This window comes from Streptomyces sp. NBC_01217 (assembly GCF_035994185.1).
Lineage (GTDB): Bacteria > Actinomycetota > Actinomycetes > Streptomycetales > Streptomycetaceae > Streptomyces.
This window is the reverse complement of sequence record NZ_CP108538.1, coordinates 5,586,790-5,600,985: the sequence shown is the minus strand read 5'-3', so window position 1 is coordinate 5,600,985 and position 14,196 is coordinate 5,586,790. Positions and strand designations below refer to the sequence as shown.

Annotated in this window: 11 protein-coding genes; 5 read left to right on the top strand and 6 right to left on the bottom strand. The window is 70.1% G+C overall.

Features of this window, described 5'->3' with window-relative positions:
* Positions 1-65: 65 nt before the first annotated feature.
* Entirely contained in the window at positions 66-1,049 is a 984-nt protein-coding gene (locus OG507_RS25205; protein WP_327369442.1) for a glycosyltransferase family 2 protein, read from the top strand.
* Complete coding sequence (locus OG507_RS25200) at positions 1,046-2,419, top strand: polysialyltransferase family glycosyltransferase (RefSeq protein ID WP_327369441.1); 1,374 nt, start codon at positions 1,046-1,048, stop codon at positions 2,417-2,419. The genes OG507_RS25205 and OG507_RS25200 overlap by 4 nt, the downstream gene beginning before the upstream one ends.
* A 139-nt stretch (positions 2,420-2,558) precedes the next feature.
* Here OG507_RS25200 and OG507_RS25195 read toward each other — a convergent pair whose 3' ends face one another.
* Together OG507_RS25195 and OG507_RS25190 are read right to left on the bottom strand one after the other, a co-directional pair.
* Positions 2,559-4,907 (bottom strand): glycosyltransferase, encoded by a 2,349-nt coding sequence (locus OG507_RS25195; protein ID WP_327369440.1) that lies wholly within the window; start codon positions 4,905-4,907, stop codon positions 2,559-2,561.
* Positions 4,904-6,457 carry a hypothetical protein gene (locus OG507_RS25190; RefSeq protein ID WP_327369439.1) on the bottom strand — a complete coding sequence of 518 codons (1,554 nt, stop codon included), beginning with the start codon at positions 6,455-6,457 and terminating at the stop codon, positions 4,904-4,906. The genes OG507_RS25195 and OG507_RS25190 overlap by 4 nt, the downstream gene beginning before the upstream one ends.
* A gap of 214 nt (positions 6,458-6,671) precedes the next feature.
* Here OG507_RS25190 and OG507_RS25185 point away from each other — a divergent pair, with 214 nt between their 5' ends.
* On the top strand, positions 6,672-7,859 hold the full coding sequence (locus OG507_RS25185; protein ID WP_442811011.1) for an acyltransferase family protein: 1,188 nt from the start codon (positions 6,672-6,674) through the stop codon (positions 7,857-7,859).
* A gap of 7 nt (positions 7,860-7,866) precedes the next feature.
* On the opposite strand, the gene OG507_RS25180 is transcribed toward OG507_RS25185, so the two are convergent.
* On the bottom strand, positions 7,867-8,511 hold the full coding sequence (locus OG507_RS25180; RefSeq protein WP_327369438.1) for a TetR/AcrR family transcriptional regulator C-terminal domain-containing protein: 645 nt from the start codon (positions 8,509-8,511) through the stop codon (positions 7,867-7,869).
* Between the two features lie 38 nt (positions 8,512-8,549).
* Here OG507_RS25180 and OG507_RS25175 point away from each other — a divergent pair, with 38 nt between their 5' ends.
* Positions 8,550-10,004: an FAD-dependent monooxygenase gene (locus OG507_RS25175; RefSeq protein ID WP_327369437.1), complete on the top strand. Its 1,455-nt coding sequence runs from the start codon at positions 8,550-8,552 to the stop codon at positions 10,002-10,004.
* Here the strand turns inward: OG507_RS25175 and leuE are convergent.
* From leuE to OG507_RS25160, 3 genes are all read right to left on the bottom strand, one after another.
* The gene (gene leuE, locus OG507_RS25170; RefSeq protein ID WP_327369436.1) at positions 9,991-10,656 is read right to left on the bottom strand and encodes a leucine efflux protein LeuE; all 666 of its coding nucleotides are present in this window, start codon (positions 10,654-10,656) and stop codon (positions 9,991-9,993) included. The two genes, OG507_RS25175 and leuE, sit on opposite strands and share 14 nt — an antisense overlap.
* Positions 10,657-10,707: 51 nt before the next feature.
* Positions 10,708-11,319 (bottom strand): Uma2 family endonuclease, encoded by a 612-nt coding sequence (locus OG507_RS25165; protein ID WP_327372078.1) that lies wholly within the window; start codon positions 11,317-11,319, stop codon positions 10,708-10,710.
* An 89-nt stretch (positions 11,320-11,408) separates the two neighbouring features.
* The gene (locus OG507_RS25160; protein WP_327372077.1) at positions 11,409-12,989 is read right to left on the bottom strand and encodes an acyl-CoA mutase large subunit family protein; all 1,581 of its coding nucleotides are present in this window, start codon (positions 12,987-12,989) and stop codon (positions 11,409-11,411) included.
* A 250-nt stretch (positions 12,990-13,239) separates the two neighbouring features.
* Here OG507_RS25160 and OG507_RS25155 point away from each other — a divergent pair, with 250 nt between their 5' ends.
* Positions 13,240-14,181, top strand: a complete 942-nt coding sequence (locus OG507_RS25155) for a L,D-transpeptidase family protein (protein WP_442811010.1) — start codon at positions 13,240-13,242, stop codon at positions 14,179-14,181.
* Positions 14,182-14,196 lie beyond the last annotated feature (15 nt).

Genomic DNA, 14,196 nt, shown 5'->3' with positions numbered 1-14,196 from the left:
GTCGTTCACCTGCCGTCCCTCCTGGGGCCAGGGCAAATGACGAGCGCCCCCCTAGCGTGTGAAGGGTGGTTAAGCTCTCCGTCATCGTGCCGTTCTACAACGTGCAGACATACGCCCCCGACACCGTGAGAAGCCTGCGGGCCAACGCCCGCGAGGACTTCGAATTCATCCTCGTCGACGACTGTTCGACCGACGGGACCGCGGACATACTCCGCCGCGCCGAGGACGAGATTCCGGGGGTGGTCGTACGCAGACACAAGCAGAACGGCGGACTGGCCACCGCCCGGAACACCGGTCTGGACGCGGCCCGCGGTGAGTACCTCGCCTTCCTCGACGGCGACGACTGGCTGGCCCCCGGCTTCTACGCCGACCTGCTCGCCCGTACCGAGGCGCTGGGCTGCGACTTCGTCCGTACCGACCATGTCCAGGCCGACGGCAGGACCCGCACCGTCCACCGCGTCCCGCACGGCCGCAGGGGCGAGGTCATGGACCCGCGGGACGCGATCCTGCCCGCCGGTCGCACCACCTCGGTCGACTATCCGTACGCCTGGGCAGGCCTCTACCACCGGCGGCTCCTGGACCGCGGGCTGCTGCACTTCACGGACGGTCTGCGCACCGCCGAGGACCGGCCGTGGATCTGGCGGCTGCACCGCGAGGCGGATTCCTTTGCGGTGCTGGGGCTTCTCGGCATTTTCTACCGGCGTGGCGTCGCCTCGTCACTGACCCAGATCGGCGACGTGCGCCAGCTCGATTTCATTCGCTCATTCGACCAAGTCGTACGGGAAACAGCGACGGACCGCGACGCGCAGGCACTCCTGCCGAAAGCGGTCCGTACCTATTGCGCAATCATTTCGCATCACATGAGTTCGATGGAAAGGTTCGAACCTTCTGTGGCCCGTGCCCTGAAAACGATGAGCGCCGGAGCGCTCAAGCGGATGCCGCAGGACGTGCTGGACGACGCCCTCGACTCGATGGACCTGCAGCGCGCGACCCTGCTGCGCCGGCTGCGCCGCCGGCCCGTCACCGCGAAGGAGGTGGCGGCCGCATGAGCAGCATCCGGACCCGTACGACACAGATCTTTTTCGCCTCCACCCTGTACGGCGCGGCCACGCTCGCCGCCGCCCTGGACGCGGGCGTCTTCGCGGACGCCGATCGCCGCATCCTGCTCGTCTCGAACAACGCGGCGATCCCGGAGACGACACCCGCCGTCGACGCGATGCCCGGTTTCGACGCGTTGCGCGGCCGGTTCGACGACATCGTGTCGTGGAACGCGACCATCGCCCCCCATCACCCGAGCGGCTGGGCCCCGCGCCCCGACGACGTACCGCTGTGGGAGCGGCATCTGCGCCTCGCCTGGGGACTCGGCGACGACGACATCGAGCTCGCCATCGAGTCGATCCAGGTCAACCCGGCGATGGCGATCGCCGAGATCTTCACCGGCGTACCGATCGACGTGTACGCGGACGGGCTGATGAGCTATGGCCCGACCAGGAACAAGATCGACCCGCTGATCGGCACCCGGGTGCGGCGGCTGCTCCACCTCGACCTCGTGCCGGGGCTGAAGCCGTTGCTGCTCACGGAGTTCGGCGTGGCGTCGCAGATCGTGCCGACCGAGGCGTTCCTCAAGGTGCTCGGTGAACTGGGCGACGCGCACGATGTCGCAGCGAGCGTGCCGTCCGTGGACGCGCCCGCGCTGCTGCTCGGCCAGTACCTCTCCGCGCTCGGCCTGATCAGCGCGACGGAGGAGGAGGAGCTGCACCTGCGGATGATGCGCGGCGCGGTCGGACTCGGCCACACCCGCCTGGTGTTCAAGCCGCATCCGACGGCCCCGGCCCAGTGGTCGCAGGCGATGGAGACGGAGGCGGCGAAACTCGGTGCGGAGCTGACCGTGCTGGACTCGGGGGTGCTGACCGCGCCGGTCCTCGCCGAGGTGCTGTACCAGCGGATGCGGCCGGCGCTGGTCGTCGGCTGCTTCTCAACCGCGCTGCTCACCGCGTCCGCGTTCTACGGGCTGCCGGTGGCACGGGTCGGTACAGAGACGCTGCTGGAGCGGCTGTCCCCGTTCGAGAACAGCAACCGGGTTCCGGTCACGCTGGTGGACGCGGTGGTGCCGGGGCTCGGCGGCCGGGGAACGGCCACGGAAACGGTCGTGGTGGCGCCGGCCGAGTTGAACGAACTGATCACCGCGGTCGGCTTCACGATGCAGCCGAAGATCTATCCGAATCTGCGCTCGGCCGCTGAGCGGTATCTCTCCGCCCATCTCACAGCCACGACCTGGCGCTACTTCAAGCGCAAGCGGCTGACGTCGCTGGGGCTGCCCGGCGGGGTTCCAGCGCAGTTCGCGTTCCTGCCGCGGAATGCCGCGGTGCGCAGGGTCGCGCGGCGGGCGAAGTCGTTGCGGAGGGTTGTGCGACGGTAGGCGGCCACCGGAGGCCCGGCCCGTCGACCGGGGCCACTGCCGTCGATCGGCCGGGCGGGCTTCGAGCCCGCCCGGCGGTCGACGACACGACGAAGGGGGCGGGGTGCCCGGTCGGCACCCCGCCCCCTTCGTCGTGTCGTCAGACGCGCACGCCTCCCTGAATCACCCGGAGGTCCGCCGCGTTCGCCTCGGTGACCTTCCACAGTTCCTGCTGCCGCCCGTGCACATCGGCCACCGCCGCCGCATGGTTGTCCAGCAGCCCGGCCGCCCGCTCCACGAGCCGTGCGCCGAGGTGCCGGTCATGGACGGAGATGCCCCACTCGGGCCGCTCCATGTCGGACAGGAAGTACGCCATCTTCGGGTGCGAGATCAGGCTGATGATCGGCGTACCGCAGCCGAACGGGATCATGCCCGCGTGCCCGCGCATCCCGATGACCAGCTTGGTCCGGGCATACGTGGCCCGGATCTCGTCGTTCTCGAAGTCGTACATCGGGATCACCGGCAGCGCGATGCCGTGCTCGCGCCGCAGGTCGAAGGCGATGCGTTCGTCGTCCAGCGAGTGGGCCACGCACTGCACCTCGGCGCGCTTGCCAAGCTCCTTCACCGCAGTGGCCATCTCGGCGAGGAAGTGCGCGTAGTCGTGGCCGAAGCGGAGCCCGGAACGGTCGTACGCGGCGTTGATGAGCACGGTGTTCTCGCGCTGTACGGGGTCGGTCCAGCCGTCCACCAGCTGCCGGGTGACCGTGGTCGGGCAGGGCTGGAAGCGGACCTTGTCGTGCAGCGACGCCGGCAGCAGCTCGCGGACCTTCTCGATCGAGCCGTGGTTGCGCAGCCCGAAGAACGAGGCGCGCTCCACCAGCTTCCGCAGGGAGGAGAGGAACCGGTCCCGGCCGTGGCCGTACGCCTGGCCGTCGAAGGCGTTGAACCCGACCGCGTACACCATGACGGGTACGTCGATCCGGTCCAGCAGTTCGTCGGGGACGTTCCACTGCCAGCCGCTGTTGCCGTTCGGCGCGGTGTCCGGGATGAAGAGGCCACCGCCGCCGATGACCAGTCCGCGGCGGGCGTTGACCCGTTCCAGTGCGGCCTCGTCGAAGAGCCGGTGGGCGTGGACGGAGTGCCAGCGGGCCGGGCCGGTGTCGCGGCCGAAGGCCAACCGGACGCTCTCCGGGAGCAGCTTGTCCCCGGCGTTGCCCTGCCGGTCCATGTAGAAGGCGACGTGCGCGAGCTGCTCGGCGGCCGGTCCCTCGACGGGAATGGCAACGTCCTTGGTCCGCTGGTACATCAGCCGGTTCGCCCGGTGGGTCGGGTCGACGCCGAGCCCTTCGAGGGCGTACTGCGCGGCGGTGGCGTCGTCGCCGTGGATCCAGGCGATCTGGGCGAGGCGCGAGAAGGCGGTCGCGGCCCGGTTGGGGGCGGCGCCGGCCAGCAGGAGCTGGGCGCGGGCCTCCTCGTAGCGGGAGACGCTCATCAGCGCGTGGCCGAGCACCTCGTGCGACCAGGCCTCGTCGACGGGGATCCGGACGCCGCCGAGCAGGTCGGCCGCCTCCTGGTACTCACCGGCGCCGATGTGCGCGGCGGCGACCCGGCGGGCGCTCTCGGGGTCGGCGGTGCGCCGGACGTGCGCGGTGCCGTAGTGCACCAGCAGGTCGTGGTGCTTGGCGCCGGGCAGCGCCAGGTACGCGGCGTGGAACTCGGCGTCGGACAGTTCGAATTCGCGCCAGCGGTCCTCGGCCCGGCCGTAGCCGGCCTCGCCGCCCTGCCACGGCTTGTGCCGACCGGTGAAGTGCAGGATCGCGGTGGTGTCGGGCACCGGGAGGTCGCCGGAGAGCCGCCGCTTGACGAAGTTGTAGCGGGCGTCGAGCTGCACGAAGTCACCGTCGAGCACGGCGTTCAGGATGCCCTGGTCGTGCTTGTCGAGTTCGTACGTGCCCTTGCGGCCGACGTCGTCGATCTTCGCGCAGAACTCGTCGCTCAGATACTCGCGCTGGATGACCAGCAGCCCGCTGTTGAGCTTGTGCTGCCCGTAGAAGAACTGCGGAACGGCGGCAAGGCCGTCGCGCAGCGTCAGCAGGTCGCCCAGATCGTCGAGGACCACCATGTCGGTGTCCAGGGTGATCACGGTGTCGTAGTCGCGCACCCGGAAGACATCAAGGATGAAGTACGCCTTGCGCACCAGGTAGTTGTCCTGGTCGCCCTTGGCGTACGTGTCGTAGTGCGCGGCGTCGACCTGGCGGAAGTCGATGCGCGGGTGCAGCGCCCGGATCTGTGCGACGGAGGCGGGGCGCAGCCCGTCGTGCAGGACGATGAAGTCCTCGCAGACCGCCGGGTTGGACAGGGCGAGGCTGCGCAGCAGGGCGAGGAAGCCGGGCAGATAGTTCTCGTCCACGAAGCTCGCGAAGGCGACGCGGCGCTTGCCGGTGAGTGCGTTCGCGGGGGCGGGGGCCTGTGGTGCGGGTGCGTCGGTCGTAGTGGGCGTCGTCGTCATCGCAGTCGGATCCTCATATCGGTGACGCTCTGGGCGCGTTCCATGACCCACGCCTTTTCGCTGGTGTACTCATGCACGGAGGTGATGGGCATCTTCATCGCGGCGGGCAGCCGGTAGGCGCCGCTCTCGTAGAAGTCGAAGCCGATCAGGTCGAGCTGCGGGCTGACGTCCAGGTAGTCCAGCAGCCACAGCATGTTGAAGCCGCTGGTGGGGATGGCCGGCCAGACAGCCGCGCCGACCTTGCCGATGTCGCGCAGCGGCCAGCGCAGCGATTCGTCGCCGAGGTACTGCTGGGCGCCCGGCACCAGCCGGTTGCGCAGCGAGTACTTCCAGTCGCCGGAGACGCCACCGAAGACCAGCCGGGTGTGGACCTTCTGGTTCCAGTTGAAGCCGTGCTTGTGGATAGTGGCGTGGATGTCGGTGCGCTTGCCGGTCGCCGACGGGTCGATCTTGTACGAGTTGAAGCGGACGACCAGGTCGTACGCATCGATCTCGGCACCCATCGAACCGGTCCCGACACGCTGCGAGTTGGCGATCAGGCAGATCGACTTGCCCGCGATGCGGTTACGGAACTCGCCGAGCGTGGTCCATTCGACGCCGCCGAAGGTGGGGTCGACGATCGGGCCGCGCATCCGCGTCCGGCGCTGCTCGGCGTAGAGCGCGATGAGGTCCGTGAGGAGGGCGAGATCGCCGGTGCCCGCGTTGCCGCGGGGACTGCCGCCGCTGCCCGCCACGCCGCTGACCTCCAGCGCGAGGCCGAGGTACTGGGCCAGGGCCTCCTGGATCTCCGGTACCGGCGCACCGACCCGGTCCTGGGTCAGAAGTGCGCCGATCAGCCGGGGCCGTGCCTCGTTCCAGTCCCCCCGCCCCTGCAGCGCCAGGCCCTCGGCCCAGGACTCGGTGACGGACCGGCCGACGAAAGCCGCGGCCTCGGGGCAGTCGCGCTCCAGCTTCCGCAGCAGCTCGCTCTGGCGCTCCGCGCCCACCCGCAGCCCGGCCGTCTTCGCCGCGACCCCGAAGCCGTCCTCGTCGGTGAGGTCGAGGTAGTGCCCGTACGCCTCGACTGCGGCGGTCTCCGCGCCCATCGCCTCCAGCGTCCGGGCCCGCAGCCGCCAGCCCGCCCGGGAGCGCTTGCGCTGGGTGAGCACGGTGTCCGTGATGAGGATCGCGAGCTTCAGCTCGTCCTCGTAACCGCAGTCCAGCGCCTTGTTGCCGACCGCGAGCAGCGGGTCGAGCAGCTCGTCGCCGAGCACCAGAGCGGAACCCGAACCGCCCTTGGCGGTGCGCCGCAGCAGCGGGATCGGGGAGGCCCCGGAGGACGTCTGCTCCATCGTGGCGTGGGTGGCCAGCAGATTCCGCAGGGCCTCCGCGAGTGCCGTACGCCGCCGGTCGAGCCCGGCGACCAGCTTCCCGCTGTGCGCGGCGCAGGCGCGCAGGCAGGTCTCCAGTTCCGTCGGCCGGACCGTGGCGAGGTGGGACGTACCGCCTTCGGGCGGGAGCGAGTCCTCCGCGTCACGCTGCCGTGGCCAACGGGTGCGGGCTTTCGTCATGGCGCTCCAAGCGTCTGGTGCCCGTGGGGGGAAGGGGGCATATGGAGGGGTACAGAGGTTCGGCAACCGTTTGAGGTTCCGTAGCACGCTAAGAAACCTGAACGGCCGCAAGATGAACTCGCCCTGTCAGCACGGGAAACTGATCCCCTCTCGTCCGTTTCGGGGCATCGGAGCGCCCTAACCTGACCCTTCGCCACTGTGGGAAGGGAAGGCCGTGACCATCACTCCGGAGAATCCGGGCAGGACCCTCGAGCGGGTTCTCGCCGCCCCGGCGCCGGTGCCGGCGCCACCACGCCCGTCGTCGTCGCCGCCCCGGGACCGCCGCCCGGCGCGCGCCAGGCCCCGGCTGCGCGCTCTGGACGGGCTGCGGCTGGTCGCCGCACTGATGGTCGCCGCGTACCACTACGGCGGCCGGGGCGGCGACATCACCAAGGCGTGGGGAACCTCCGCCGCATCCCTGTCCCCCACCGCCCACACCTGGTTCGCCTACGGCTGCCTCGGGGTGCAGATCTTCTTCGTCATCAGCGGCTTCGTGATCTGCATGAGCGGCTGGGGCCGCTCACTGGCCTCGTTCTTCGCCTCCCGGGCGGCCAGGCTGCTGCCCGCGTACTGGGCGGCGGTCCTGCTGGTGACACTGGTCTTCGCGCTGCCCGCTGTGGCGTACAAGGCGGTCTCCCCCAGCGATGCGCTGGTGAACCTGACACTGCTGCAGCAGCCACTGGGCGTGGACCGGGTGCTCGGTGTGTGCTGGACGCTGTGGGCGGAGATCCGCTTCTACGCCCTGTTCGCCGTGTGCGTGGTGCTGCCGGGGGCCAGCAGACGACGGATCGTGCTGTTCTGCGCCGCGTGGACGCTGGCCGCGGCGCTCGGCAAGGCATCCGGCGAGCCTCTGGCCGAGGTGGTCCTGATGCCCGAGTACGCCCCCTTCTTCATCGGCGGCATCGGGCTCTACCTGGTCCACCGCAACCGGCGGGACGCCACGGCCTGGGGCATCGTCGGCGTCAGCTGGCTGCTCAGCCAGCACTACGCGGTGGCCGCGCTGTGGCACCCGGCGGGCCCGCACGACTTCTCGTACCGCTCGTCGCTGGTCATCATCGCGATCGTGACCGCCGGCTTCGCCGCGGTCGCCGCTGTCGCACTCGGCGCCCTCGCCCGCTTCGACCGCCCTTGGCTGACAGTCGCGGGAGCGCTGACCTACCCGTTCTATCTCGTCCATGAACATCTGGGGTGGGTGGCGGTGAGCGCGTTGCACCGGCGGCTCGGCATCCCTGCGGGGGTGACGGCGGTGCTCACGGTGGCGCTGATGCTGGCGCTGGCGTGGCTGCTGCACCGGTACGTGGAGCGGTGGTGCACCCCGCTGCTGCGCAGATCCCTGACGAGCGGGTCGGGCCGCCTGACCTGACCACCGCTCAGCGCACCCCGTACCGCGCCTCGATGCCCGCGACGATCAGCCGCAGGCCATCCTCGAAGCGTTCGTCGTACTGGGCGAAGATCTCGGCACCGGCCGCGGCGGCGAGCGGATAGCCGGCCATCCGCTGCGCGCGCTCACCGATGTCGAAGCCGTCGCGCCGCTCGTCGGCCATGGGCTGGACGCCCTGCTCCTCGGTGACGAAACCCATGGTGTACGAGTACGCGGTGATGCCCGCCCGGACGGCCTGCCACAGCTCGAACCCGGCGTCGACCATCGTCCGCAGATGGGTTTCGAGGCCGTCGGCGTGGTCGTTGCCGGTGAATCTGGCGCCGCTGTAGACCTTCGCCCCGTCGCGGTAGCGCAGCAGAGCGGTGCGCAGGGCGCTGTTGTACGCGACGAGCTGGTCCTGCCAGCGCTCCGGGGCCGGGCCGGGCAGGTCCTCGGCGAGCATCCGGCGGTACATCACCGTGGCCATCTCGTCGAGGAGCGCCTGCTTGTCCTTGAAGTGCCAGTAGAGCGCGGGTGCCTTGACGTCCAGTTCCCTGGCGATGGCGCGCAGGGTGAGCCCGTCGAGGCCCACCTCGTTCAGCAGCCGCAGCCCGGCGTCGGCCACGCGTGCCCGGTCGATCTTCGTTGTACCCACCTTGACAATTTAACAGCGTTAAGCACACACTCCGAACCATGGAACTTAACAGCGTTAAGGAAACCGAAGTCCTGATCGTCGGCGCCGGTCCCTGTGGTCTGGCCCTCGGCTGCGATCTGGCCCGCCGCGGGGTGCGCACCCTGGTCGTCGAGCAGTCGCCCGCCCTCTTTCCCGGCTCGCGCGGCAAGGGAATCCAGCCGCGCACCAGGGAGGTCCTCGACGACCTCGGGGTCGGCGACGCGGTGCGCGAGCACGGTGGCCCGGCGCCGGTGGGGCTGGTCTGGCAGAACGGGGAGCGGCTGCAGGAGCACGACATGTTCCGCCGTGCGGCCCCGACCCCGGCCGAGCCGTACGGGCAGCCGTGGGTGCTGCCGCAGTGGCGCACCCAGGAGATCCTGCTCGCCCGGCTGCGCGAGCTGGGCGGCGATGTCGCCTTCTCCACCGCGCTGACCGGGCTCGGCCAGGACGCGGACGGCGTCACGGCCCACCTGGACACGGGGGCGGTCCGGGCCTCCTTCCTCGTCGCGGCGGACGGCGGGCGCAGCACGGTCCGGCGGGTGCTGGGGATCGCGATGACGGGCGAGACGGTGGACCCGGCGCCGATGCTGGTCGCCGACGTGCGCGTGGCCGAGGCCGCGCTGGACCGGCTCAACTGGCATGTGATGAGCGGCGAGGAGGGCTTCCTCACGCTCTGCCCGCTGCCCGGGACGGCGGACTTCCAGCTGGTCGCCCAGTTCAAGAAGGGCGAGCCCGACACCTCCCCGGAAGGCGTGCGCGCGCTGGTCGCCGCCCGCACGCACCTGACGGCGCGGGACATCACCGAGGTCCGCTGGTCCTCCGACTTCCGGCCGCGCGCCGCACTGGCCGACCGGTTCCGCGACGGCCGGGTCTTCCTGGCGGGCGACGCCGCCCATGTGCACTCCCCCGCGGGCGGGCAGGGCCTGAACACCAGCGTCCAGGACGCGTACAACCTGGGCTGGAAGCTCGGCCAGGTGCTGCGGCACGGCGCACCGGCGGCCCTGCTCGACAGCTACGAGGAGGAGCGCCGCCCGGTCGCGGCCGACATGCTCGGTCTGTCCACCCGCATCCACCGGGGCGAGCAGGAACGCGGTGTGGCGACCCAGCAGCTGGGCCTCGGCTATCGCGAGGGACCGCTCTCGGTGGGCCGGGCCGGCGCCCTGCACTCCGGGGACCGCGCCCCGGACGGACCGGCGGGCGGGGGCGGGGGCGGGCGCCTCTTCGACGTGTTCCGCGGCCCGCACTTCACGCTGCTGGCGGTCGGCACGGACGTCCCGCTCCCGGCGTTCGACGACGACCTGGTCCGCGTGCATCGCGCGGATGCCTACGAGGCGTACGGAAAGGGCCTGTTCCTCGTCCGCCCCGACGGCTACATCGGCTGGGCGGGCGAGGACGCCTCGGGCCTGGCGCAGTACCTGGCCCCGCTGGGCGCGGCGCCCTCGGTCACGTACCGGCCCTCGGTCACACGCTGCTGAGCGAGAGCTTCGCGGCGAATCCCAGGAAGAGCAGACCGGCCGCCGAAGTGGCCCCCGCCGAAAGCCGCCTGCGACGGCGGAACGCGGCGGACAGGCGGGTGCCGCCGAATATCAGCATCGACAGATAGAGGAAGCTGGCGATCTGCAGCAGAGTGCCCAGCACCAGGAAGGACAGCGCCGGGTAGGCGTAGCCGGGGTCGACGAACTGCACGAAGAACGAGATCAGGAACAGGATCGCCTTCGGGTTGAAGAGGCTGACCACCAGCGCCCGGCGGTACGGCCGCTCCATCGAGGCGGCGGCCCCGGGCGCGGCGGCCTCCTCCGTCAGCTCGGCCATCCGCCGGTGCCGCTCGCGCCACATGACCAACGCGGCCCGCAGCATGCCGATCGCCAACCAGGTCAGATAGCCCGCACCCGCGAACTTGACGACGGCGAACAGCACCGGCGTCGTCTGCAACAGCGACGAGGCCCCCAGCGCGGACAGCGTCATCAGCACGGTGTCCCCGGTCCACACACCGGCCGCGGCCACATAACCGGTCCGCACACCGCGCCGGGCGGCGACGGACAGCACGTACAGCGAATTCGGCCCCGGCAGAAGAACGATCAGCACGAGGCCGGCGAGATAGGTCGGAAGGTCCGTGACACCGAGCATGAAACGGAGTGTCGCACGCGGGTACGACACTCCGTGCGGGAAGGTCCTGGCTCAGTCCTCGTCGCCGTCGAGGAGGCGGTCCACGGAGAGCTTCATCTCGACACCGACCACGTCCGGCACGGTGAACGAGGTCCCACGCTTGTGGGGCACCTTGTTCTTGTACTCGCCGCTCCGTGGGTCACTGCAGAGCAGCACCTGATCGTGCTTGCGATCGACGACGACGTAGACAGGAATGCCGGCCTGAGCGTAATCCTCGACCTTGGGTCCGAGGTCGTCCGACCAGTTGGTCGAGGTCACCTCCACCACCATGCGGAAGGCATGGGCGGCGTAGCAGTTCTTCATTACATGGGCGTCCTTGATGTCGGCCTCGACGACAGACAAGTCAGGAATCGCGTAGTCCTCCGGCCCGGAGGGCAGCCACAGCCCGACCCCCTGAACGAGCCTGAGCCCCACCGTGCGTGCCCGGGCTCCGAATTCCTCGCCAAGCCAAGACAGAGCCAGGGCATGCGATACGTCCGCCGGTGGAGTCACAGTGAGCCTCCCCTGGAGAATCTCCACGCGATGCCCAGGCAGCGAGCGTGCGAGCTGTTCGGCTGCCTCGCCAAGCGTCAGCTCGGGCTGTTCCTGCACCCGCACCTGCTCCTCGTGCTGTATTACGGCCACGGCATCCTCCTTTCGGGGACCACTGTTCACGAGCTTATCCGGGGCCACGGACATTCAGCGAGAGATCACTCCTGCGGGTGGACATCGTCTCAAAACGTGTCCGAAGGCACATACGCCCCCCACACCTCCCGCAGCGCGTTGCAGACCTCGCCCACCGTCGCCCGCGCCCTGAGGGCGTCCTTCATCGGGTACAGGACGTTGTCCGTGCCCTCGGCCGCCTTGCGCAGCCGGGCCAGCGCCGTGTCCACCGCGCCCTGGTCGCGTTCGGCGCGGAGCTTCGCCAGGCGGGCCGCCTGCTGGGCCTCGATCGCGGGGTCGACGCGCAGGGGCTCGTACGGCTCCTCCTCGTCGAGCTGGAAGCGGTTGACGCCGACGACCACGCGCTCCGCACTGTCGGTCTGCAGGGCGATCCGGTACGCGTTGCGCTCGATCTCGCTCTTCTGGAAGCCGCGCTCGATCGCGCTGACCGCGCCGCCCATGTCCTCGACCTTGAGCATGAGGTCCGCGGCTGCAGCCTCGACGGCATCCGTCATCTTCTCGACGACGTACGAACCCGCGAACGGGTCGACCGTCGCGGTGACGTCCGTCTCGTAAGCCAGGACCTGCTGGGTGCGCAGGGCGAGGCGGGCGGACTTGTCGGTCGGGAGGGCGATCGCCTCGTCGAAGGAGTTGGTGTGCAGCGACTGCGTACCGCCGAGGACCGCGGCCAGGCCCTGGACGGCGACGCGCACCAGGTTGACCTCGGGCTGCTGGGCGGTGAGCTGGACACCCGCGGTCTGGGTGTGGAAGCGCAGCATCAGCGACTTCGGGTTCTTCGCGCCGAACTCCTCCTTCATCACCCTCGCCCAGATCCGGCGCGCGGCGCGGAACTTGGCGACCTCCTCCAGGATCGTCGTACGGGCGACGAAGAAGAAGGAGAGCCGGGGGGCGAACTCGTCGACGTCCATGCCCGCGGCGACGGCGGTACGGACGTACTCGATGCCGTCGGCGAGGGTGAACGCGATCTCCTGCGCGGGCGAGGCACCGGCCTCCGCCATGTGGTAGCCGGAGATGGAGATGGTGTTCCACTTCGGGATCTCGGCCCGGCAGTACTTGAAGATGTCGGCGATCAGCCGGAGCGAGGGCCCCGGCGGGAAGATGTACGTGCCGCGCGCGATGTACTCCTTGAGTACATCGTTCTGGATGGTGCCGGTGAGCCTGTCCGCCGGGACGCCCTGCTCCTCACCGACCAGCTGGTAGAGGAGGAGCAGCAGTGCGGCCGGGGCGTTGATCGTCATGGACGTGGAGACCTTGTCCAGCGGGATTCCGCCGAACAGGACCCGCATGTCGTCGATCGAGTCGATCGCGACCCCGACCTTGCCGACCTCTCCGGACGCGATCGCCGCGTCGGAGTCGTGGCCCATCTGGGTGGGCAGGTCGAAGGCGACGGAGAGGCCCGTCGTGCCGTTGGCGATCAGCTGCTTGTAGCGGGCGTTGGATTCCGTGGCCGTACCGAAACCCGCGTACTGGCGCATCGTCCACGGCCGGCCGGTATACATCGTCGGGTAGACACCGCGCGTGAAGGGGTAGGCGCCCGGCTCGCCCAGCTTGTCGTCGGGGTTCCACCCGTCGAGTGCGTCCGGCCCGTACACCGGCTCGATGGGCAGTCCCGACTCCGACTCGCGCGTCATCTGCTGTGCCTCCCGCTGAAGCTGCTCCATAAAGCTACTTACTGGTAACCGAGGATTCCCGCGACGGACTGTAGCGGCGGGCACGAGACCGGTGGAGAGGCACGGGCTGGGACCTTGCTCACAGCCCTCCCCACGGCCCCCGCCGCCGCTTTCCCCATCATGCGCGGGCTTTGGCAACCGGGCAGAGCGGGAATCCGTCCAATGGGGCATCGGGGAGACCCGGAGCAACCCGGAGACACAGGGGGCCGAGATGATACGCAGCATCACCACAAGCACATCACGGGGCGGGATGCCGGGCAGGACACCGGGCAAGGCGCGGCACAGGACACGGGGTTGGGCGGGGAGCACGGCCACGGCGGCGCTCGCCGTTCTCGTCCTCACCGCCGCGACCACCGGCTGCGAGGCGCAGCCCGCCGACAGCGCGTCGGCCACCCCGTCGTCGCCGCCCGCCACGGCGACCGACGACGCCAAGCCCGCCGCGCAGCAGTCGCCCTCGCCGGACGCGTCGTCATCGTCCCCGTCGGCCACCGCGACGCCCACGCCGAAGCCGGACCCGCAGGGCACGACGCTGATGGCGAGCGGGTCCAAGGGCAAGCAGGTGCGGGAACTGCAGGCCCGGCTGCGGCAGATCGGCCACTTCGACCGTTCCCCCACCGGCTACTACGGCACCGTCACGGTCGCCGCCGTCCAGTCCTTCCAGGGCAAGCGCGGCCTCTCCCGTACGGGCAGGACGGACACCGTCACCTGGCAGAAGCTGCTCGGCATGACGCACGAGCCGACGGCCGCCGAGCTGAATCCGCCGACCACGATGCCCGTCTCCAAGCCGGACAAGCGCTGCATGACGGGCCGGGTGCTCTGCATCAGCAAGAACAGCCGGACGCTGTCCTGGATGATCGAAGGCCGTGTCGTCTCGTCGATGGACGTCCGCTTCGGCTCCCAGTACACGCCGACCCGCGAGGGCACCTTCTCCGTCTACTGGAAGTCACGGCACCACGTGTCGACGATCTACCACACCGCCATGCCGTACGCGATGTTCTTCAGCGGCGGCCAGGCGGTGCACTACTCGGCCGACTTCGCGGCCCGCGGCTACAGCGGAGCCTCGCACGGCTGCGTCAATGTCCGCGACGAGGGAAGGATCGCCTCGCTCTTCGCCCAGGTGAGGACGGGCGACAAGGTCGTCGTCTACGGATAGGGCGGGGTCCGGCCG

Coding starts and splice junctions, on each gene's coding strand:
- OG507_RS25200 (WP_327369441.1), top strand. CDS start 1,046: ATGAGCAGCATCCGGACCCGTACGACACAGATCTTTTTCGCCTCCACC.
- OG507_RS25195 (WP_327369440.1), bottom strand. CDS start 4,907: ATGACGACGACGCCCACTACGACCGACGCACCCGCACCACAGGCCCCC.
- OG507_RS25190 (WP_327369439.1), bottom strand. CDS start 6,457: ATGACGAAAGCCCGCACCCGTTGGCCACGGCAGCGTGACGCGGAGGAC.
- OG507_RS25175 (WP_327369437.1), top strand. CDS start 8,550: ATGGAACTTAACAGCGTTAAGGAAACCGAAGTCCTGATCGTCGGCGCC.
- leuE (WP_327369436.1), bottom strand. CDS start 10,656: ATGCTCGGTGTCACGGACCTTCCGACCTATCTCGCCGGCCTCGTGCTG.
- OG507_RS25160 (WP_327372077.1), bottom strand. CDS start 12,989: ATGACGCGCGAGTCGGAGTCGGGACTGCCCATCGAGCCGGTGTACGGG.
- OG507_RS25155 (WP_442811010.1), top strand. CDS start 13,240: ATGATACGCAGCATCACCACAAGCACATCACGGGGCGGGATGCCGGGC.